The sequence below is a fragment of the Cupriavidus sp. JZ107 genome (assembly GCF_053903255.1).
Map to the genome: position 1 here is coordinate 1,349,433 of NZ_CP096480.1, position 17,422 is coordinate 1,366,854.

Annotated in this window: 18 protein-coding genes; all 18 read right to left on the minus strand. The window is 69.6% G+C overall.

Translation table 11 applies throughout. The annotated features are described in order from the left end of the window. Window positions 1-9: 9 nt before the first annotated feature. On the minus strand, window positions 10-1,260 hold the full coding sequence (locus M1D55_RS05775; protein WP_456280353.1) for a cation:proton antiporter: 1,251 nt from the start codon (window positions 1,258-1,260) through the stop codon (window positions 10-12). Next, window positions 1,257-2,828 carry an HAL/PAL/TAL family ammonia-lyase gene (locus M1D55_RS05780; protein WP_456280354.1) on the minus strand — a complete coding sequence of 524 codons (1,572 nt, stop codon included), beginning with the start codon at window positions 2,826-2,828 and terminating at the stop codon, window positions 1,257-1,259. The genes M1D55_RS05775 and M1D55_RS05780 overlap by 4 nt, the downstream gene beginning before the upstream one ends. 57 nt (window positions 2,829-2,885) lie before the next feature. After that, window positions 2,886-3,620 (minus strand): 4'-phosphopantetheinyl transferase family protein, encoded by a 735-nt coding sequence (locus tag M1D55_RS05785; RefSeq protein ID WP_456280355.1) that lies wholly within the window; start codon window positions 3,618-3,620, stop codon window positions 2,886-2,888. 17 nt (window positions 3,621-3,637) lie between these two features. Further along, a complete protein-coding gene (locus M1D55_RS05790; protein ID WP_456280356.1) occupies window positions 3,638-4,096 on the minus strand; it encodes an excinuclease ATPase subunit in 459 nt (152 codons plus the stop codon). A gap of 52 nt (window positions 4,097-4,148) precedes the next feature. Next, window positions 4,149-5,378 carry a beta-ketoacyl-ACP synthase gene (locus M1D55_RS05795; protein WP_456280357.1) on the minus strand — a complete coding sequence of 410 codons (1,230 nt, stop codon included), beginning with the start codon at window positions 5,376-5,378 and terminating at the stop codon, window positions 4,149-4,151. Continuing rightward, entirely contained in the window at window positions 5,375-6,106 is a 732-nt protein-coding gene (gene fabG, locus M1D55_RS05800) for a 3-oxoacyl-ACP reductase FabG (protein ID WP_232204997.1), read from the minus strand. The genes M1D55_RS05795 and fabG overlap by 4 nt, the downstream gene beginning before the upstream one ends. Beyond that, window positions 6,103-6,609 carry an ApeP family dehydratase gene (locus tag M1D55_RS05805; protein WP_456280358.1) on the minus strand — a complete coding sequence of 169 codons (507 nt, stop codon included), beginning with the start codon at window positions 6,607-6,609 and terminating at the stop codon, window positions 6,103-6,105. Before M1D55_RS05805 ends, fabG begins: the two co-directional genes overlap by 4 nt. 5 nt (window positions 6,610-6,614) lie before the next feature. Further along, window positions 6,615-7,817: a beta-ketoacyl-ACP synthase gene (locus M1D55_RS05810; protein ID WP_456280359.1), complete on the minus strand. Its 1,203-nt coding sequence runs from the start codon at window positions 7,815-7,817 to the stop codon at window positions 6,615-6,617. Continuing rightward, window positions 7,814-8,398, minus strand: a complete 585-nt coding sequence (locus M1D55_RS05815) for a DUF3261 domain-containing protein (RefSeq protein ID WP_023264795.1) — start codon at window positions 8,396-8,398, stop codon at window positions 7,814-7,816. Before M1D55_RS05815 ends, M1D55_RS05810 begins: the two co-directional genes overlap by 4 nt. After that, complete coding sequence (locus M1D55_RS05820) at window positions 8,386-9,615, minus strand: NAD(P)/FAD-dependent oxidoreductase (protein WP_456281312.1); 1,230 nt, start codon at window positions 9,613-9,615, stop codon at window positions 8,386-8,388. Before M1D55_RS05820 ends, M1D55_RS05815 begins: the two co-directional genes overlap by 13 nt. A 37-nt stretch (window positions 9,616-9,652) precedes the next feature. Further along, complete coding sequence (locus M1D55_RS05825) at window positions 9,653-12,025, minus strand: MMPL family transporter (protein WP_456280360.1); 2,373 nt, start codon at window positions 12,023-12,025, stop codon at window positions 9,653-9,655. Beyond that, window positions 12,018-12,560 carry an outer membrane lipoprotein carrier protein LolA gene (locus M1D55_RS05830; RefSeq protein ID WP_456280361.1) on the minus strand — a complete coding sequence of 181 codons (543 nt, stop codon included), beginning with the start codon at window positions 12,558-12,560 and terminating at the stop codon, window positions 12,018-12,020. Before M1D55_RS05830 ends, M1D55_RS05825 begins: the two co-directional genes overlap by 8 nt. A 92-nt stretch (window positions 12,561-12,652) precedes the next feature. After that, window positions 12,653-13,090, minus strand: a complete 438-nt coding sequence (locus tag M1D55_RS05835; RefSeq protein ID WP_006576958.1) for an acyl-CoA thioesterase — start codon at window positions 13,088-13,090, stop codon at window positions 12,653-12,655. Between the two features lie 11 nt (window positions 13,091-13,101). Then, window positions 13,102-14,064 (minus strand): LpxL/LpxP family acyltransferase, encoded by a 963-nt coding sequence (locus M1D55_RS05840; protein ID WP_006576957.1) that lies wholly within the window; start codon window positions 14,062-14,064, stop codon window positions 13,102-13,104. Further along, complete coding sequence (locus M1D55_RS05845; RefSeq protein WP_456280362.1) at window positions 14,061-14,810, minus strand: glycosyltransferase family 2 protein; 750 nt, start codon at window positions 14,808-14,810, stop codon at window positions 14,061-14,063. The genes M1D55_RS05840 and M1D55_RS05845 overlap by 4 nt, the downstream gene beginning before the upstream one ends. Continuing rightward, window positions 14,803-16,539, minus strand: coding sequence for an AMP-binding protein (locus M1D55_RS05850; RefSeq protein ID WP_456280363.1), 1,737 nt, complete (start codon window positions 16,537-16,539; stop codon window positions 14,803-14,805). The genes M1D55_RS05845 and M1D55_RS05850 overlap by 8 nt, the downstream gene beginning before the upstream one ends. Continuing rightward, complete coding sequence (locus M1D55_RS05855; protein WP_006576954.1) at window positions 16,529-17,104, minus strand: COG4648 family protein; 576 nt, start codon at window positions 17,102-17,104, stop codon at window positions 16,529-16,531. Before M1D55_RS05855 ends, M1D55_RS05850 begins: the two co-directional genes overlap by 11 nt. 6 nt (window positions 17,105-17,110) lie before the next feature. Further along, window positions 17,111-17,377: an acyl carrier protein gene (locus tag M1D55_RS05860; protein WP_006576953.1), complete on the minus strand. Its 267-nt coding sequence runs from the start codon at window positions 17,375-17,377 to the stop codon at window positions 17,111-17,113. Between the last annotated feature and the right edge of the window lie 45 nt (window positions 17,378-17,422).

The following is a 17,422-nucleotide window of genomic DNA, read 5'->3' on the forward strand; positions in this document are numbered from 1 at the left end:
GACTGCGGGTCAGCCGCGCTCGGCGGCGCGGTCGGCGACGACAGGCCAGGCGTTCCCCCTCGCGCGCATCGCGATGGCGGCAAGCGGACGCGCCAATACGGTGGTCGCAAGTGCCATCCACAACAGGCCGGAAAACGCCGGGCCGGCGATCAGGCCGGCGTCGAGCAGGATGCCGAGCACGACGACCTCGACGAGGCCCTTAGTCTGCAGCAGTGCGCCCAAGGTCCATGCTTGCCGCCAGTCGAGCCCTGCCAGCCGCGCGGGCACGGCCACGCCAACCGTCTTGCCGACCACCGCAACAACCACAGCGATCGCGAAGACCCGCAGCACTTCGCCATCGGCCATGCCGACCGTGGTCCGCAGGCCAGCCGCCAGGAAGAAGAAAGGCAGCAGGACCACCACCGTCGCCGGTTCGAGCAGTTTCCTGATTTGCAAGGCATGCTGTCGCGGCCACACCAGCCCGGCGACAAACCCGCCCATCACGTGGTGCAGCCCGACCAGTTCCGACAGAAAGGCCGATACCAGCACCGTGACCAGCGCCACCGCCAGCAGCGGTTCGGCGTGCCAGCCATCGCGCGACAGCCAGCGTGCAAGCAGCGGCCGCGCCACCAGCAGGCAGGCCGCCAGGTAGGTCAGTGCGAGCGCGGCCACACCGAGTGGCCCGGCACCTTCGCCGTGGCCGACCAGCACTACCGCCAGGGCAAGCCACACCACGCCATCGGTCAGCGCGGCGCAGCGCAGCGCAAGATGGCCCATGCCGGTGCTCGCCATCCCCATTTCGCGCAGGATAGCCGCGAGCACTGGCAGCGCGGTCACCGCGCTGCACAGGCCCAGCACCAGTGCAAAGCCGATCGGGCCGGCGTTCGGCCCGGCCAGCTGCGGCAGATCCGCCACCAGCCAGGCACCGGCGGCGGTGCCCAGACAGAAGGGCAGCACGATGCCGCCTACGCCAGCCGCCACCGCGGCTCGCGGCTGGCCGCCCAGCTCGGTCTCACGCAGGTGCAGGCCGGTCAGGAAACAGAACAGCGTCACCGCTAGCCATTGCAGGCCGCCGAGCATTGACAGCGCCTGCGGACCGAACAGCGTCGCCCAGGCTTCGGGAAACCAGCGTCCAAACCCCGTCGGCCCCAGACCGATGCCGACCAGGATCTGCACCACCACCAGCGGCAGCACGCGACCCTTGCCGAACAGCCGCCACAGCGCATAAGGCAGGCCGACGACGATGGCGGCCTGCAGGAAGAATACCGCCGCACCGTTCACCAGCGGCCCTCCCGGATCTGGCCGACCAACGCGACCAGCTCGCGGTCCAGCGCGCGGTCCTGTTCGAGGAAGGGAATCGCGGCGTTCAGCCGCTGTTCGAACGGCGCCAGCGCGGCGGGCGGGGTGCCGCCGGCGCGGCGCCGCAGCGCCACCCCCTGCCGCACCGCGACCAGCATCGCGGCGGCAACCTGCTCGCTCAGCTCGATCACCCGCAGGCAGTCCCGCGCGGCAATGGTGCCCATGCTGACCTTGTCCTGGTTGTGGCATTCGGTCGAGCGCGAAAACGACGCGGCCGGCATGGTGGCCTTCAGCGCCTCGGCAGTCCACGCCGACACGCCGATCTGCAGGGCCTTCAGGCCATGGTTCAGGCAGGCGTCGTCGCCGGTCGCACCGGACAGGTTGGCGGGCAGGCCGTGATTGTGGCGTGGGTCTGCCATCAACGCGAACTGTCTGTCGAGCAGGTCAGCCACGCTGGCCACCGCCGCCTTCAAGCCGTCCATCGCGAAGGCGATATGGCCGCCGTAGAAATGACCGCCGTGCAGCACGCGCTCTTCGTCCGGATCGACCAGCGGATTGTCGTTGGCGCTGTTCAGCTCGGTTTCGATCCACTGCCGCGACCAATCCAGCGCGTCTTCCAGAACGCCGATCACATGCGGTGCGCAGCGCAGCGAATAGCGGTCCTGCAGCCGGTGCGCGTGGCGCGGCGCGTGCACGTCGCCAAGCCAGCCGCGGATCGCCGCAGCCGCACGCAGCTGGCCCGGATGCGGTTTCGCCGCAAACAGCGTCGGGTCGAAGTGATAGGGATTGCCATCGGTCGCCGCGACCGCGCCGGCGGTGATCGCGCAGCCCAACCGCGCCAGCTGGCGCGCGCGCTGCCAGGCCAGGCAGGCCAGGCCTGTCATCACCGCGGTGCCGTTCATGATGGCCAGCGCCTCCTTCGGGCGCAGACGCAGCGGCGCGCGCCCCAGCTGAGCCAACGCATCGGCCGCGGCCATCCGCCGGCCTTCCACCATGACGTCGCGCTCGCCGCACAGCACCGCGGCGACATAGGACAGCGGCGTCAGGTCGCCGCTGGCACCGACCGAACCTTCGGCCGGGATGCACGGCAGCACATCGTTCGCCAGCAGGGCAGTCAGCTGTTCCAGCAAGGCCGGGCTGACGGCGGAATACCCCTGGCATAGCGACGCCAGACGCGCCGCCAGCACCGCGCGAGTTTCGTCGGCATCGAGCATGCGACCCAGGCCGCAGCCATGGAAGGTGTACAGGCGCGGCGGCAGCCAATCCGCCATCGCCACCGGCACCTCGACACCGCAGGAGTCGCCGTAGCCGGTCGTGACCCCGTAAATGCGGCCCTCCTCCGCCAACAGCCGGTCGAGAAACGCCATGCCGCGTTCGATGCGGCCGCGGAACGCCGGGGATGCCGACAGGGCCGCCACCGCTTCGCGACGGGCCAGCGCGGCCACGTCCTCCACCGTCAGGGGCGTGCCGTCGAAGATCACGGTCGCGTGACGGACGCTGCCGCCCGAACCTGGGCCGGCGTCGGAAGAGGACTGCGAAGAGATACGCATGGTCTGGGTAGTCGTTTGGAAGATCGTTTGGGAAATCGGACCGAACCATCGGAACGATCAGCGCGGCGAGGACGCCGCCGATCGTTGCGGGAAATCGGCGCCCGAGCCAGCCATCGCCACCTGCCACTGGCGCATGGCGTCGGGCGTGGCGCCGTCGTGGTCCAGCTCCGGCAGCAACGGGTCGCTGACCACGGCAACGACGGTGTCGCCATGCCACCAGCTGCATCCGTTGGCGGGGATGCCGGGGTGCGCGGACCCGGCCGGCCGGATGCAGGATCGATGGCCGAGCATCGTCGAGAACAGCTCGCCGCCACGGCACTTGAGCGCGGCTTCCTTCAAGGTCCACGCCTCCAGGGCCAGCGTTTCGGCATCGTGCCTCCGTCCGGCAAGCAGCATGCTCCGTTCCGCGGCATCGGTGATCGCCTCCAGCAGCGCCGCGCGCGACCGTCCCGGCCGGAGCATCTCCAGATCGAGGCCGATCGGACGATTGCTCACCGCACACGCGACACTGTCGCCGACATGCGCGATCGAAACATGCTTGTCGGCATGCCTCGCGACGAGCGGCGCGCCATTCGGCGATGCCTCAATCCTCCAATCGCCGGACACGCCGCCGAACCGTTCCGCCAGCAACGCGCGGGCCAGCCATCGGCCGGCGACGAACTGAGCCGCGCGCCGCGGCGCACGGATCTCGGCCAGACGAACGCGCTCGGCCGGTGACAGCCACGCGTGGGCATTCGCACCCACGCCAGCCATCAAGGCGCTGACCGATCGCAGCCGGATGGAGATCGTCACGCGCGGCCGCCGGACGGTCAGTTGCCCACGCGGGCGTAGTCGCCCTTCAGCGCGACGCCAACCACCACCGCACCGGCGTGGCACTCGTACTGGTCGGCACTGGCCATCTCGTTCTTCTTGTAGTAGCTGACCAGGTTGACGACGGCGTTGGCGTCCATTGTCTTCGCCTTGTCCTGGAACGACAGCAACGCGGACAGTGCGGCCCAGCGGCAGGCCTCCTCATCGCTCTTGCCGACGCCGTTGGTCTTGCGGTTCGACACGTCGCTGCCCTTGGTCTCCAGCACCTTGGGCGTGCGCTGGCCGGCGAAGAAGAAGCGCACGGAGCCGTCGAGCTTCTCCTTGGCCTCCGGCATGTCCAATACATCCTGGATGGGCAGCAAGTACTTGGTGTCGCGGGCGCTGGCGGGAGCGCTGACGATGGCACCGGCAGCAATGGCGGCGAAGATTGCACGGCTTGCGTAATGACCGAACTTCATGATTTTCCTTGTCGTTGTCGAGGTTCAACAAATCCGGCGCGAGACGGGCCGTTCAGTCGGCCCAGCGCCGGAACACCAGCGAGGTGTTGATGCCGCCAAAGGCGAAGTTGTTGCTCATCACGTGGTCGGCTTCGAGCACGCGTCCTTCTCCGGCGATGTAGTCCAGCGGTGCGCAGCGTGGGTCGGGCGTGGTCAGGTTCAGCGTCGGCGCGAACCACCCCGCGCGCATCATCTCGATGGTCAGCCACGCCTCCAGCGCGCCGCATGCGCCCAGCGTATGGCCCAGGTAGCTCTTCAAGGAGCTGATCGGCACGCCGGCACCCAGCACGGCATGAGTCGCGTGCGACTCGGCCACGTCGCCGTGGTCGGTCGCGGTGCCGTGCGCATTCACATAGCCGATCGACGAAGGATCGATGCCGCCGTCGCGCAGCGCCAGCCGCATCGCCTGCGCCATCGTGTCCGCATTGGGCTGTGTCACGTGCGCGCCATCGCTGTTGGTGCCGAAGCCCACCACCTCGGCCAGGATGCGCGCGCCACGGGCGCGCGCATGTTCGAGTTCTTCCAGCAGCAGCGTCCCGGCGCCCTCGCCCAGCACCAGGCCGTCGCGCGCGGCGTCGAACGGGCGCGGCGTGGTCTGCGGGGCGTCGTTGCGCGTGCTCGTGGCGAACAGCGTGTCGAACACGGCCGCCTCGGTCGGGTCGAGCTCCTCGGCACCGCCGGCCAGCATCGCCACCTGGCGCCCCGCACGGATGGTCTCGTAGGCGTAGCCGATGCCCTGGCTGCCCGAGGTGCAGGCGCTGGAGGTCGTCAGGATGCGGCCGGTGATGCCGAAGAACACGCCGATATTGACCGCGGTGGTATGCGGCATCATGCGAATGTAGGTGGTCGCGCTGACGCCTTCGGTCGAGCAGTCCAGCAGCATCCGGCCGAAGTCGGCCACGGCTTCCGGCGTGCCGGTGGACGAGCCGTAGGCGATGCCGAGCTCGCCGCTGGCGACCAGCGGGTCGCCATACAGCCCGGCGTCGCGCAGCGCCGCCTCGCTGGCCAGCACCGCCATCAGCGCGACCCGCCCCATGCCGCGAGTGCGCTTGCGGGTGTAGTGCGCCGGCGTCTCGAACTCCGGAACGGGAGCGGCGAGCTGCGTGTTCAGGCCCTTGTACTTGCTCCAGTTCTCCATCCTGACGACGGCGCTCTGGCCGGCGCGCAGCCGTGGAGCCACCGTGGCCCAGTCGTTGCCGAGCGCGCTGATGGCGCCGGCACCGGTGACGACGACGCGCTTCATCCGAACATCCCTCCGTTGACGGAGATCACCTGGCGCGTGATGTAGCCCGCGTCGGCCGACAGCAGGAAGGCGACCGTGGCGGCGACCTCGTCCGGCGTCCCCATGCGGCGCGCGGGAATCAGGCGTAGCGCCTCGTCGCGAACGGCCGCGTCGATCATCTCGGTGTCGATCAACCCCGGGGCCACGCAGTTGACGGTGATCTGGCGCTTGGCCAGTTCGATCGCCAGCGCCTTGGTGGCGCCGATGATGCCGGCCTTCGCTGCGCTGTAATTGGCCTGTCCGCGGTTGCCGACCAGGCCCGATACCGACGACAGCGTGACGATGCGTCCGGGCGCGCGCCGCTGGACCATCGGCATCACCACGGGATTGAGCACGTTATAAAAGGCATCGAGGTTGGTATGGATGACCTCGTCCCACTCCGCACCGGTCATCGCCGGAAAGGCGGCATCGCGCGCGATGCCGGCATTGCACACCACGCCGTAGTAGGCGCCGTGCGCGTCGACGTCCTGCTGCAGCGTCCGCGCCGACTGCTCCCGATCGGCCACATCGAAGGCCAGCACTCGTGCGGCGCGTCCGAGGCTGCGCACCGTGTCGGCGACCGACTCGGCCTCGTCGCGCCGGGATCGGCAGTGCACTACGATGTCATGGCCCTCGCGCGCGAGCCGCAACGCAATGGCGCGGCCGATGCCGCGCGAGGAGCCGGTCACGAGGACGGTGTGGTCGCTCATGGCTTGTGTCCTTGCAAGAAAGCCTGCGCATCCGCAGGCTGGAAAACGGAAACGTTGGCGCGGGCTACCTCGCGCCCGTCCATGTCGATGGCGCACGAGAACATGCCCAGCCCGTTCTCGCCGATCAGCTCGACCCGGGCCGTAATGGTCAGCTCGCTGCCGCGGGGAAATGCCGGCACGTCGCAGGTATAGCGGCGCGAACCGAGCAGAAAGCCGATCGCGGGTGCGCTGCCGCCGCGCCGGGCGCGCGCGCCGGACCACGCGGCGATGGTCTGGGCCATGTACTCCACGCCGACCCAGGCCGGCATGCCGTTTGCATCGACAAACAGCTGCGTGGGCCGGACGGTGGCGCGTGCAATCGCATGATCCTCGTCCGCATGCAGCAGCGCATCGAGCAGCAGCATCGCGCCGCCATGGGGCACCATGGCGGCGATATCGCCGGCAACGCTCTCGGACGCCGGCATCGGCACGGCAATGGTATTCGGGGTCGTGTTCGTGGTCATCGTCGTCACGCCGCACTGAGAATCAACGCGCAATTGCTGCCGCCGAAGGCGAACGAGCTGCTCATCGCATGGCGGGCCGCCCGACCGAGCCGATCGCGCGGTCCCACCAGCTGCAATGCCGGCAGCGCGGGATCAGGCACGCCGTCCCACCAATGCGGCGGCAGCCGGCCGTGCGCGTTGTCGACCAGGGTCAGCCACAACAGCGCGGCTTCGATCGCGCCGGCCGCACCGAGCGCATGGCCGGTCATCGGCTTGGTGGAACTGGACAGCACGTCGGCCCCGAGCACGGCATGGACGGCACGCGACTCCATCGCGTCGTTGTGTCCGGTACCGGTCCCATGCAGGTTCAGATAGTCGATCTGCGCTGGCGCAAGGCCGGCGCGCTCCAGGGCCTGCCGCATCGCCTGCTGGGCACCCTTGCCTTCCGGCTCGGGCGCGGAGATATGGTAGGCATCCGAGCTCTCGCCCCAGCCCGACAGCCGGACCGGTCCGGGTTCGCGCGACAACACGAACAGCGCGGCGCCCTCACCCAGATTGATGCCGGCGCGGTGAGCGGAGAATGGGTTGGTGCGCGCGGCGCACACCGCTTCCAGCGCACTGAATCCGCCGATGGTGAACGGGCACAACGAATCGGCAGCGCCTGCGATCACGGCATCGGCGATGCCGGCGTTCAGCAGCCGTGCCGCGGCCGCCAGCGCCTTCGCACCGGACGAGCAGGCGGTCGACAGCGTGTAGGCGGGGCCGCGCGCGCCAAGTTGCGCGGCGACAAAGGCCGCCGTCGTACCGAGCTCCTGCTGGGCGTAGTCGAATGCGTCCGGCCAGCGGCCCTGTGCCAGGCGCGCGCGCACGGCGTCCCCGCCCTCGCGGATGCCGGAGGTGCTGGTGCCAAGGACCACGGCGACGCGCCGCGGGCCGAAGCGGCTCGACACGGCCTCGGCCTGCGGCCGGATCTGCGCCAATGCCAGCAGCAGCATCGCGTTGCCATGGGTCCGCTGCGACGGGGGCATATCTGCAGGCAGCGCCGGCGGCGATGGCAGGCTGCCGACATGCATTGGCCTGCCGGGCGTGAAGCGATCGGTCACCTCGCCTCCGTGTGGTCCGTCGTCACGCCACAGCGCGGCGCGGACATCGCCGCCGCCGTTGCCGAGTGCGCACAGCACGCCCATCGCGTTCAGATAAACCGGTGGCGTTGTATGCCCGGACATCATTGCGACGTCTCCCCACCGGCCAGCGTGCGGATCGTCAGCGCATAGCCGTCGCGATGTTGGATGAAGCGCAGCGTGCCGGCGTCGGCGTGCTGCACCTCGGCGACGACCTCGTCGCCATGGTGTAGCACTCGCCGCCCTTCTCCCTCGCGCACGGTCCAGCCCGTTGGCAAGGCGTCCGCGACAGCGCGCAGCGGCCACAGCGACAGTTGCAGGTCGCTGAGGATCCGCTCGGGATCGAGCTGCGCGGGCGCCCAGGACGCGCGCGAGACATCGAGCCGTGTGCCGTCCCAGTCCAGCCGAGCCAGGACCTGCCCGCCTGCGAGCGCAGCCAGCCGCGTATGCTTGGCGTCGGCCTGCAGCAGCGCAATCAGCTCGCGCGTTTCAACCCGGCCACCGGCCGTCCGGTAGCGCGCCTCGATGTGCTGCTGTACGGCGATGGTTCGCTGCAGCGCCGCCGGCTGCAGACGCAGCACGGGCGCGGCAGCTGCGGCGGATGGCGATGGCGATGGCGGCAGGCCGGCGCACGCCGCCAGCCAGGCGACGAGTCCTGCGGCCACCACGGTCTGGATCAGGCGCGGCAAAATTCCTCCAGCACGGTCAGCCGGCGCTTGGACTCGACCACGAAGGGGTTGCTGCGGTCCCATGCGTATCCGGCCAGGATCGACGAGATCATGCGGCGGATTTCCGGCGTGGCATCGGGGTGGAAGATCAGCGTCTGGAAGGAGCCGGCATACCAGGCTTCGACGAACGTGCGAAAACAGTCGACCCCCGCCTTCAGCGTGCGCGCATAGTCCTGTTCCCAGTCGACCGCCTCGCCGGCGAACTCGCGGGCGATGCAGTCCACCGCCAGGCTCGCGGACTTGAAGGCGATCGTCACGCCGGACGAGAACACCGGGTCGAGGAATTCGCCGGCATTGCCCAGCAGCGCGTAGCCCTTGCCCCACAGCGACCGCACATTGGCCGAATAGCCGGTCAGCTGGCGCGCCGGGGTGTCCCAGCGCGCGTCGGCAAGCAGCGCCGCCAATGCCGGCTCTTCGCCGACCAGCGTTTGCAGCCGTTCCATGTCGGTGCCGGCATAGCGGTCGAGAAAGGCCTTCTCGGCGACCACGCCGAGCGAGCAGCGGCCGTTGGAGAACGGGATCGTCCAGTACCAGACGTCGACATGTTCCGGATGCACGCTGATGCGGATCTTGTTGCGATCGAATGCGCCGGGCGCGACGCGGTCCTCGATATGCGTGAAGATCGCGCTGCGTACCGGGAAGTTCGATGGCGATTCCAGATCGAGCAGGCGCGGCAGCACGCGGCCGAAGCCCGAGGCATCCAGCAACTGGCGGCATTCGACCTGATACGGCCCGCCATTCTCCCCCTGCACGGTCACGCGCGGACGAGCGCCGTCGAGCTCGACCGCCGTGACCTGGTGGCGGAAGCGGACCTCGGCACCCTGGCGCTGCGCATCGCGGATCAGCACATCGTCGAAGTGTGCGCGCTGGACCTGGTAGGTCGTACCCCAGCTCGGCGTGAACTTGTCACGGAAGTCGAACTCGGTGTAGCGGTCGCCGCGCACGAAGGCGGCGCCGTTCTTGTACTGAAAGCCCGCTTCGACGACGGCGCGCAGCATGCCGGCCTGCTCGATGTATTCCATGCTCTGCGGCAACAGGCTCTCGCCGATGGAGAAGCGCGGAAACGTCTCCTTCTCCAGCACCAGCACCGCGATGCCGCGCTGGCGCAGCAGCCCGGCGGCCACCGCGCCGGCCGGTCCCGCACCGATGATCAGCACATCGACGTATTGAAGTTCCATCTGTTGCATCTGCGTATCCTCGAAGTCTGGCGCGCCTTCAGCGCGCCACGTTTTGATCGGTTGGCGCGGGCCGGAACCACGGCGACAGTATCCACACGGCCCCCACGCCGCCGAGCATGGTCATGCCAAACGCATGCAGCGCCGGCGTCGCCGACAGGGCGAGCAGCCCGAACGCCAGCAGCGTGCTGGCCGCACCTAGCACGATCGCGGTCCATGACACGCCGTCGCCGGGATGCGCCAGCAGAAAAATTCCGTAGTCGACACCGACGCCCAGCAGCAATGCCAGCGCCAGCACCGAGAACAACTGCAGTGGCACGTCGAGCCAGCCCAGCATCGCGACGCTCAGTGCCGCGGCCAGCAAGGTCGGCACCAGCGCTCGCCATGCGGCGCGCCCATGGCGCCAGGCCAGCAGCACCGCGACCACCGCCGCACCTGCCACGAGCAGCCAGGTCATCATCGCGCGATAGCGGGCCAGCAATGCGGAATAGTCGGCCACGCGGTCGACCCATAGCGCGCCTGCGACAGGTGCCACCGCCGCGGCCACCGCCCCGATCGCATCGCGACCGTCCAGTCCCTGCAGCATCATGACGCTGGCATGGTCCGGGCCGATCTGTCCCAGCCATAGCTGCCGCAGTGGCAGCGACACCGGATCGGCGAGCCATGCCGGCAGCGTCAGCACGGCGCCGGACGCTGCAACGGCCGGACCGGCAGCCGCCGACTCGCCCAGTGCGCGGCGCACGCGCGCGCGCACGTCGTCTTCGACCCTGCCGGCCAACGCCGCATCGGCCTGCTGCCGCGCGGCCGAAGGCACCCAGTCGGACAAGGCCAGCACGCCGCGCAGCTGCCCTGCGGACACGACCGGCGCAAGCGCGCGCTTGACGGCTTCCTCGCGTTGCAGCACCTGTTCCGGCGTGGCGCCGCGCACCACGATGAACTGGGCGGGACTTGGCGTGCCGAGCAACCGTGCGGCGACCCGCTGCGCCTCGACCAGTTCCGGCGGCGAACTCTGCAGCTGACGCACGTCATCGCTGACTCGCACACGGGACACGCCGAGCGCGATGAAGACACCAAGCAGCCCCAGCGCAAGCGCGGTGCGGCGGTCCGCTCGCACACGCGGCCAGCGCGCCAGGCTGCCGGCCAACCAGCGGGACAGCGGCGTGGGCCGGACCGGCGCCCGGTCCAGCCACGGGAACCACAGCACCACTGTCAGGAACGCGCACACCAGGCCGGTCGCCGAAAACAGCGCCATCTGGCGCAGACCGGGGAACGGCGCGACGCCCAGCGCCAGATAGGCCGCCACGCTGGTGGCCAGCGCCAGCGCCATGCCGCCGAACAGCATCCGCACGGTGCGCGCGGGCGTCCATGCCGGCCGGGCCTGGCGCATCACGAAGTAGTGGATGCCGTAGTCCTCGGCGACACCGACCAGGCTCGCGCCGAACACCAGCGTGATCAGGTGGACGCGGCCGAAGACCAGCGCGGTCACGGATAGCGCCGCGGCCGTGCCGATCACCAGCGACAGCGCGACCAGCCCGATCGGCCGCAGCGAGCGGAAGGCAAGCCAGACCAGCAGCAGCACCGCCGCCAGCGAGCCCAGCCCGATCACATTCATTTCCCGGTTGGCCTGAACAGCGGCCGCCTCCGCATGCAGCGGAATGCCCGCCGCCACCACCTTCACGTCGCCGTCGCCCTGCTGGGCGGCGCGCTCGCCCGCGGCCAGCAAGGCACGGTAGTCGGACGCGCCATCGGCGGCAAAGGCCGCGCGCGCCGCGTGGTAGCCGAGCACCACCCATTCGGCGCCGTCGCCACTGACCGTGGCGAGGCCGTCGCGCTGACGGACCGCGGTCGCCCCGCCCCGCGCGAGCCACCAATCCGGCCACAGATTCAGCGGATCGGCCTGCCAGTCCGCCAGCCGGGGCCCGGCCGCGAACTGGTACAGCCGCGCCAGCGATTGGCCAGCCAACGCCTCGGTGTCCGCCCGCGTCAGCATGGCACGCTGGGCGTCGGTCAGCATGCCGGCACGGTACGGGCGATAGAAGTCCAGCGCCGCGTCGAGATCAAATGCTCCCATCCGCGCGGACGGCTGCAGCAGTGCGCCGCCGGGCGCCGCCGCGGCCGCAGCGGCAAAGCGCTGAGCCGCCGCCCGGGCACGCGGCCAGTCCGGCGCGCCCACCAGCACCATCACCTCGCGCTCGGCGTTGTCGGCCAGTTGCCGCAACGCGCGGTCCGCGATCGCGGTGCGCTCGGTCACCGGCAGCAGCGCCAGCACATCGGTATCCAGCCGCGCCTCGCGCCAGAACTGCATCTGGTGCACGACCAGGCCAATCGCCAGCAGCAGCCAGACGAGCGCCAGCGCCCGGGCCATGCGCGTCGGCCCGGGCGTGCCCCGCACGGCGATCGCAACGTCAGTCAACGTCGATCTCCCGGGCCGCGTCGGCACCGGCCGCCATCGGCGCAAGCAGGCGCACCACGGTGCTGTCGCCGCTTGCCTCCTGCAGGCGCACCTCGCGGACGAAGCGGTCGCCTTCCAGGTCCACTCGCTTCAATACCCTGCGCATGTCGGCATCGGTGGGCGTCAGCGCAAGTCTCCAGCCCTGTTTGCCATGCACTTCGCCGGTCATGGCGAAGCGTTGCGCCAGCGCGGGCGCATCTGCACGCAGCACGGCAAGGATGGCTTCGAGCGCCGCACGCATGCCCGGTTGCGCATCGGCCTGCAATTGCTGCTGGACGCTGCCGTCGGCCCCGCGCATGGTCAGGCCCCGCGGCGTCAGCAACAGGCTGGACGCGATCGGCGCGCGCGTCTGCCAGAGCAAGCCGCGGCCGCGTGCCAGCACGAAGTCGCCGCGCGAGACCAGCGGCATGGCAAAGCCTGCAACCTTGCGGGTCTGCTCGAACCGGCCCCGGATCACAGGCGCATCGTCGAGCCGCACCGCGACCTGGTCCAGCATGCTGGCGGCATTTGCAGAAGCGCTGCCAAGTGCGATCGCCACAAGAAGGAAGCACCGCGTCATGCCCGACGCGACCCGCCAACACTGCGCCTTCACGACGCCACTCCCAACCGCTCGGCCAGCACTGGCGGGCAGACATAGCTCATTTCGCCGGTAGCCATCTCCACCGGCACCTGGATCGTGTAGCCACGCGTGAGCCGCTGGCCAGTCGCCGCGTCGCGGATCTCGTAGTCGATCTTGAGCCGGTGCTCCCACTCGGCGATGGTGGCCCGCACAATGGTCTGCTGTCCATAGACCAGCGGCCGAATGTACTTGATTCGCATGTCGACGACGGGCCAGGCGTAGCCGGAATCGCGCATCGCCGGATAGTCGTAATCGAAGCGGGCCAGCAACGCGCAACGGGCCAGTTCGAAATAGCGTGCGTAGTTGCCATGCCAGACCACGTCCATCGGATCGAGGTCGTGGAAGGCGGGGCTCAGTACCAGTTCATGCGCGAGCGGTGCGTGCGCTGAGGACGGCGGGATCGACATGGAGGCCTTGCTCAGTGGGCGTCGCCGTCGCCGGCGTCGCTCCAGAAATCGTAGAAGTTGAACCATTCGTAGGGCGCGGCACAGACCTGCATGGCCAGCCAGTCGGCATAGGCCTGCGCATGGTCCGTCAGCGCCTGCTGCCGCGCGCCGCGCGGCAGCACGATCGCATCGGCCAGTTTTGCGAAGCGCAGCAGATGGCCATCGCCGGCTCGCACGCAGCTCATCGCCAGCAGCGGGCAACGAAGCAGCGCCGCCAGCGCGTACGGCCCGATCGGCATTCGGGCCGGTGCGCCCAGGAAGGAGACCGTCACGCTGCGGCCGCCTTCCAGCGGCACGCGATCGCCCGCAATGGCAACGAACTCGCCGGCCTCGATCTTCTGCTGCAGCATCAGCGCTGTCGCCGGCGTAATCTCGGTGACCTGGATCAGCTGCACCACCGATTGCGGATCGAGCCGGGCCAGAATCCGGTTGAAGCGCTCGGCGTGCATCGTGTGCACCAGCACATTGACGCGCAGCCCTGCCTTGTGGGTGGACACCACCCGGCACAGTTCGAGGCAGCCCATGTGGGCGGTGACGATGACCGCGCCGCGTCCGCTGTCACGCTGCCGCGCCATCAGTTCTGCGCCCTCCCGGCGCACCGCGTTGAAATGGTACCGGCCGCCGATGGCGAGCATCTTGTCGAGCAGCGTCTCGGCGAACGACATCAGATGCCGCAGGCTGTGGCGCAGACCCGGCTCCGCGCCGCATGCGCCGCTGTACCGGTGCACGTGCCGCAGGAAGTCCAGCGAGGCCCGTCGCGCGGCGGGCCTGGCCAGCCAGTAATAGATCACGACGGGATACAGCAGCACACGGAACAGCGCCCGGCCGAATAGCCGATTGACCGCGTACAACGACCAGATGCCCCAGACGCAGGTGGACTCGGCGATATCGGCCCAATGCGGCGACCACCGGCTGCTCGATGCGGACGGGTTCATGCGGTCCCCCAGCCGGCCTTGCGCGCGAGCAGCAGTGGCGCGCGCATCAGCATGCCGGCGAACAGCCGCGCGTGCATGCCGGAGATCAGCGCGTTGTCGCGCCAGATGCGGAAGTGGGACACGCCGTCGGCAGGATAGGTGACGCGCACCGGCACGTTGACGATGCGCACGCCGCGCCAGACCATGCGCACCAGCACCTCGATGTCGAACTCCATGCGGCGACCCAGCGGCACGCTCTCCACCAGCGGGACCAGCGAGGCCAGCGGATAGACCCGCAGTCCGCACATCGCGTCGCGCACCGCGAATGACAGCGTGTTGATCCACACCCAGAGATGGGTCAAGTAGCGCCCCAACAGTCGCGCGCGCGGTACCGACTCGTCATAGACCGGACAACCGCAGATCAGCGCCTCGGGGCTCGCCTCGGCAAGCGCCAGGAAATCGGCGACGCGAGCACTGTCGTGCTGGCCATCGGCGTCGATCTGCAGCACATGGCTGTAGCCGCGCTGCCGCGCATGCCGCGCGCCCGCGATGATGGCCCCACCCTTGCCCTGGTTGGTGGGCAGCCGCAGCAGCTCGACACGGTCCGGATGGCTGGCGGCCAGCTCGCGCAATACCTGCGCGCACGCCGGCGCGCTGCCGTCGTCGACGAGCAGGCACGGCACCGGATGCGCGAGCACCGCGGCAAGAACTTGCCCGACCGCGCGCTCGTGGTTGTACACAGGGATCAACACGACCGGTCTAAACATCGCCGGCTCCCGGGACGGCACAGAACACGACGCGGCCGCTGGCATGCTGACCGGCATCCGACGCCAGCTTGAACGTCAGCGTGTTGCGCTCCGGCTGCCAGTCGAGATCGACGCGGACGACATCGCCGGGACGAATCACCTGCTGAAACTTGAGGGCGTCGAGCTGGCGGAACGCGCTGCGCGGCGGTACTTCGAGCGACTGCGCGGCGAGCGTCATCACCCAGTCCAGCTGCGCCACGCCTGGCACGATCGGCGCGTGCTCGAAGTGGCCATCAAACACCGCGAGGTCCGCGTCGATGCCAAGCCATGCCGCGGCACGCCCCGGTGCTTCGGCGGGCAGCCATTGCACCCGCGGCAGCACGCCACGCACCATCTCGCGCAGCATCGCCTCGGTCGTCTTGCCCTGCGCGTTGCAGGGCAGCGCGGCCGGGAAGCACCAGCGGCGCGGCAAAGCGATCGGCTCCAGCGCCTGTACCAGCAGCGCGCGCAATGCCGCGATCAGTGCCGGCCGGCCGGCGTCGGCGAGCAGCGCGGCACCTGCGGGGGCTGGCACCGCGACCACCGCGGTACGCAGACCGATGTCGAGCTCGACGGTCAGCGCGCGCACCTCCTCGACCAGCGGCGAGGCCACCAGCAATTGTTCGATGCGGGTCAGCGACACGCGTTTTTCCTCGATCTTCACGATTCGATCGGCGCGCCCGGCCAGCACGAAACTGCCGCCGTCTGCCGCTTCGACGCGATCGCTGCCGACCACCCAGCCCGCCTGCGCCAGATGGCCGGAGCGGACGGCGAGCAGGCCGCCTTCGATGCGCCATTCGACGCCGGGCAGCGGCGTCCAGGCGAGGTTTCCACCGCTGGCGGTGCGCCACGCGATTCCCCCGGTCTCCGAGCTGCCGTAGACCTCGATGGGCCAACGTCCGAGATGCGCATGCGCGTCCGCGGCGGCGTCCGCCGGCAACGGACCGCCCGACGAGAACACGGCCCGCAGCGCCCGCCGGGCGCTTGCCCAATCGAGCGAGGCCGGCATCCGGCGCAGATGCGCCGGGCTGCTGACCAGCACCGCGCCAGGCGATACGCTCGGCGCGGTGCGGACGATCTCTTCATGGAAGGCAAAGCGTACCGCCGGCATCCGGCGGAACGCGGCCAGGGGCCATAACACGCAGAACAGCAGGCCGTAGATGTGCTGATGCGACACCGTCGTCAGCACCTCCGTGCCAGCGGACAGCGCGGCGCCGAACGCCGCCTGCAACGCTCTCACCTCGCAGTCGAGTTGGTCCAGGCGTTTGGGCAGGCCGGTGGGGACGCCCGTCGATCCGGAAGTGAACAGCGTCACCGTGGTCGACCGAGGACACAGCGGCGGCCAGGACAGGACCTCGGCCAACCGGTCCGCTTGCGACTGGACACCAGGATCGGGCAGCAGGCCATCGGCCAACTCGCCGGCGAAGCCGTCCACGAACGGACGCAGTGCGGCCAGTGTCTCGGGCCGCGTATCGCCTGGCAGCACGACGTGCTTGCCGGCGTGCCAGGCACCGAACAGCGCCGCAGCGAATTCGGGCGCGGCGTCGTGATAGAGCGCCCAGCGGACGCCCTGGCGCGCGCCGAACGCGTCGCGCCATGCGGCGACACGTTGCACGAAGGCGGCCGCACCGAGGCCGCTGGCGACGGTGGCGTCCGGCGTGCGCGCCAGTCGCGACACCAGTTCGTGGAGGCCAACACAATCACTCATCATGCTTCCTCGCCAGCACGCGTCGCCGCACCAGCCATTCGCCGGCGAACATCAGCGCGATCAGCACATAGGCGATGCCGCCGTTGTACAGCGCCCAGACCGCGTCGCTGGCCCACCAGGCGGTCGCGAGCGCCAGCGCGCCGTTGAAAACGAAGAACAGGCACCAGGCGATGGTCACGCGGCGCGTGTAGGCCACGCCGCTGGGCGGCAGCTCCGGCTCGCGCAGGCGCGCGATACGCTCGACCAGCGTGGGCGGATGCAACAGGCTCCATCCGAACACGGCCAGCATCACGCCATTGACCAGCGCTGGATACAGCTTGAGCGGCAGCGTCTCGCCGGACAGGAACACCGCGACCGCCAGCAACAACGCCGCGGCCGCCATTGCGATCCAGGCCGGCTTGCCGCGCAGCGTGCTGGCGCGCAGCAGCGCCACGCCCACCAGCGCGAACGCGGCCACGCGCGGCGACGCATGGCGCAGCCCAGCGTAGACGATCAGCGGATAGAGCAGCGTGGCCGCCCCCGCCAGCAGCATGCGGGGCGGCACGCGCCAGCCGGTGCCGGGTGCCATCGAGACTTACACCTCCGCCGGCGTAGGCGAGGCGTCGATCAGCAGCGCCAGCGCCGCCACCACGTCCTGCACGGTACGCACCGACTTGAACTGCTCGGGCTTGAGCGGCTTGTTCAGCATCGGCTTGAGCTTGACCAGCAGATCGACCGCGTCGATGCTGTCGATGTCCAGGTCCTCATACAGGCGTGCGTCCGGACGGATGCGTTCGGCATCGATTTCGAACGTCTCTTCCAGGACCGCCGCGACGCGCGCGAAAATCTCTTCGTGAGTCATGATCTTTGGCTTGATGTCTTCGCAGGGGATGGGAATTGCAACAGG

Excerpts from the sequence above, each read along its gene's own strand:
- M1D55_RS05780 (WP_456280354.1), bottom strand. The coding sequence starts at position 2,828 with ATGCGTATCTCTTCGCAGTCCTCTTCCGACGCCGGCCCAGGTTCGGGC.
- M1D55_RS05790 (WP_456280356.1), bottom strand. The coding sequence starts at position 4,096 with ATGAAGTTCGGTCATTACGCAAGCCGTGCAATCTTCGCCGCCATTGCT.
- M1D55_RS05795 (WP_456280357.1), bottom strand. The coding sequence starts at position 5,378 with ATGAAGCGCGTCGTCGTCACCGGTGCCGGCGCCATCAGCGCGCTCGGC.
- fabG (WP_232204997.1), bottom strand. The coding sequence starts at position 6,106 with ATGAGCGACCACACCGTCCTCGTGACCGGCTCCTCGCGCGGCATCGGC.
- M1D55_RS05805 (WP_456280358.1), bottom strand. The coding sequence starts at position 6,609 with ATGACCACGAACACGACCCCGAATACCATTGCCGTGCCGATGCCGGCG.
- M1D55_RS05810 (WP_456280359.1), bottom strand. The coding sequence starts at position 7,817 with ATGATGTCCGGGCATACAACGCCACCGGTTTATCTGAACGCGATGGGC.
- M1D55_RS05820 (WP_456281312.1), bottom strand. The coding sequence starts at position 9,615 with ATGGAACTTCAATACGTCGATGTGCTGATCATCGGTGCGGGACCGGCC.
- M1D55_RS05830 (WP_456280361.1), bottom strand. The coding sequence starts at position 12,560 with ATGCTGGACCAGGTCGCGGTGCGGCTCGACGATGCGCCTGTGATCCGG.
- M1D55_RS05835 (WP_006576958.1), bottom strand. The coding sequence starts at position 13,090 with ATGTCGATCCCGCCGTCCTCAGCGCACGCACCGCTCGCGCATGAACTG.
- M1D55_RS05840 (WP_006576957.1), bottom strand. The coding sequence starts at position 14,064 with ATGAACCCGTCCGCATCGAGCAGCCGGTGGTCGCCGCATTGGGCCGAT.
- M1D55_RS05845 (WP_456280362.1), bottom strand. The coding sequence starts at position 14,810 with ATGTTTAGACCGGTCGTGTTGATCCCTGTGTACAACCACGAGCGCGCG.
- M1D55_RS05850 (WP_456280363.1), bottom strand. The coding sequence starts at position 16,539 with ATGATGAGTGATTGTGTTGGCCTCCACGAACTGGTGTCGCGACTGGCG.
- M1D55_RS05855 (WP_006576954.1), bottom strand. The coding sequence starts at position 17,104 with ATGGCACCCGGCACCGGCTGGCGCGTGCCGCCCCGCATGCTGCTGGCG.
- M1D55_RS05860 (WP_006576953.1), bottom strand. The coding sequence starts at position 17,377 with ATGACTCACGAAGAGATTTTCGCGCGCGTCGCGGCGGTCCTGGAAGAG.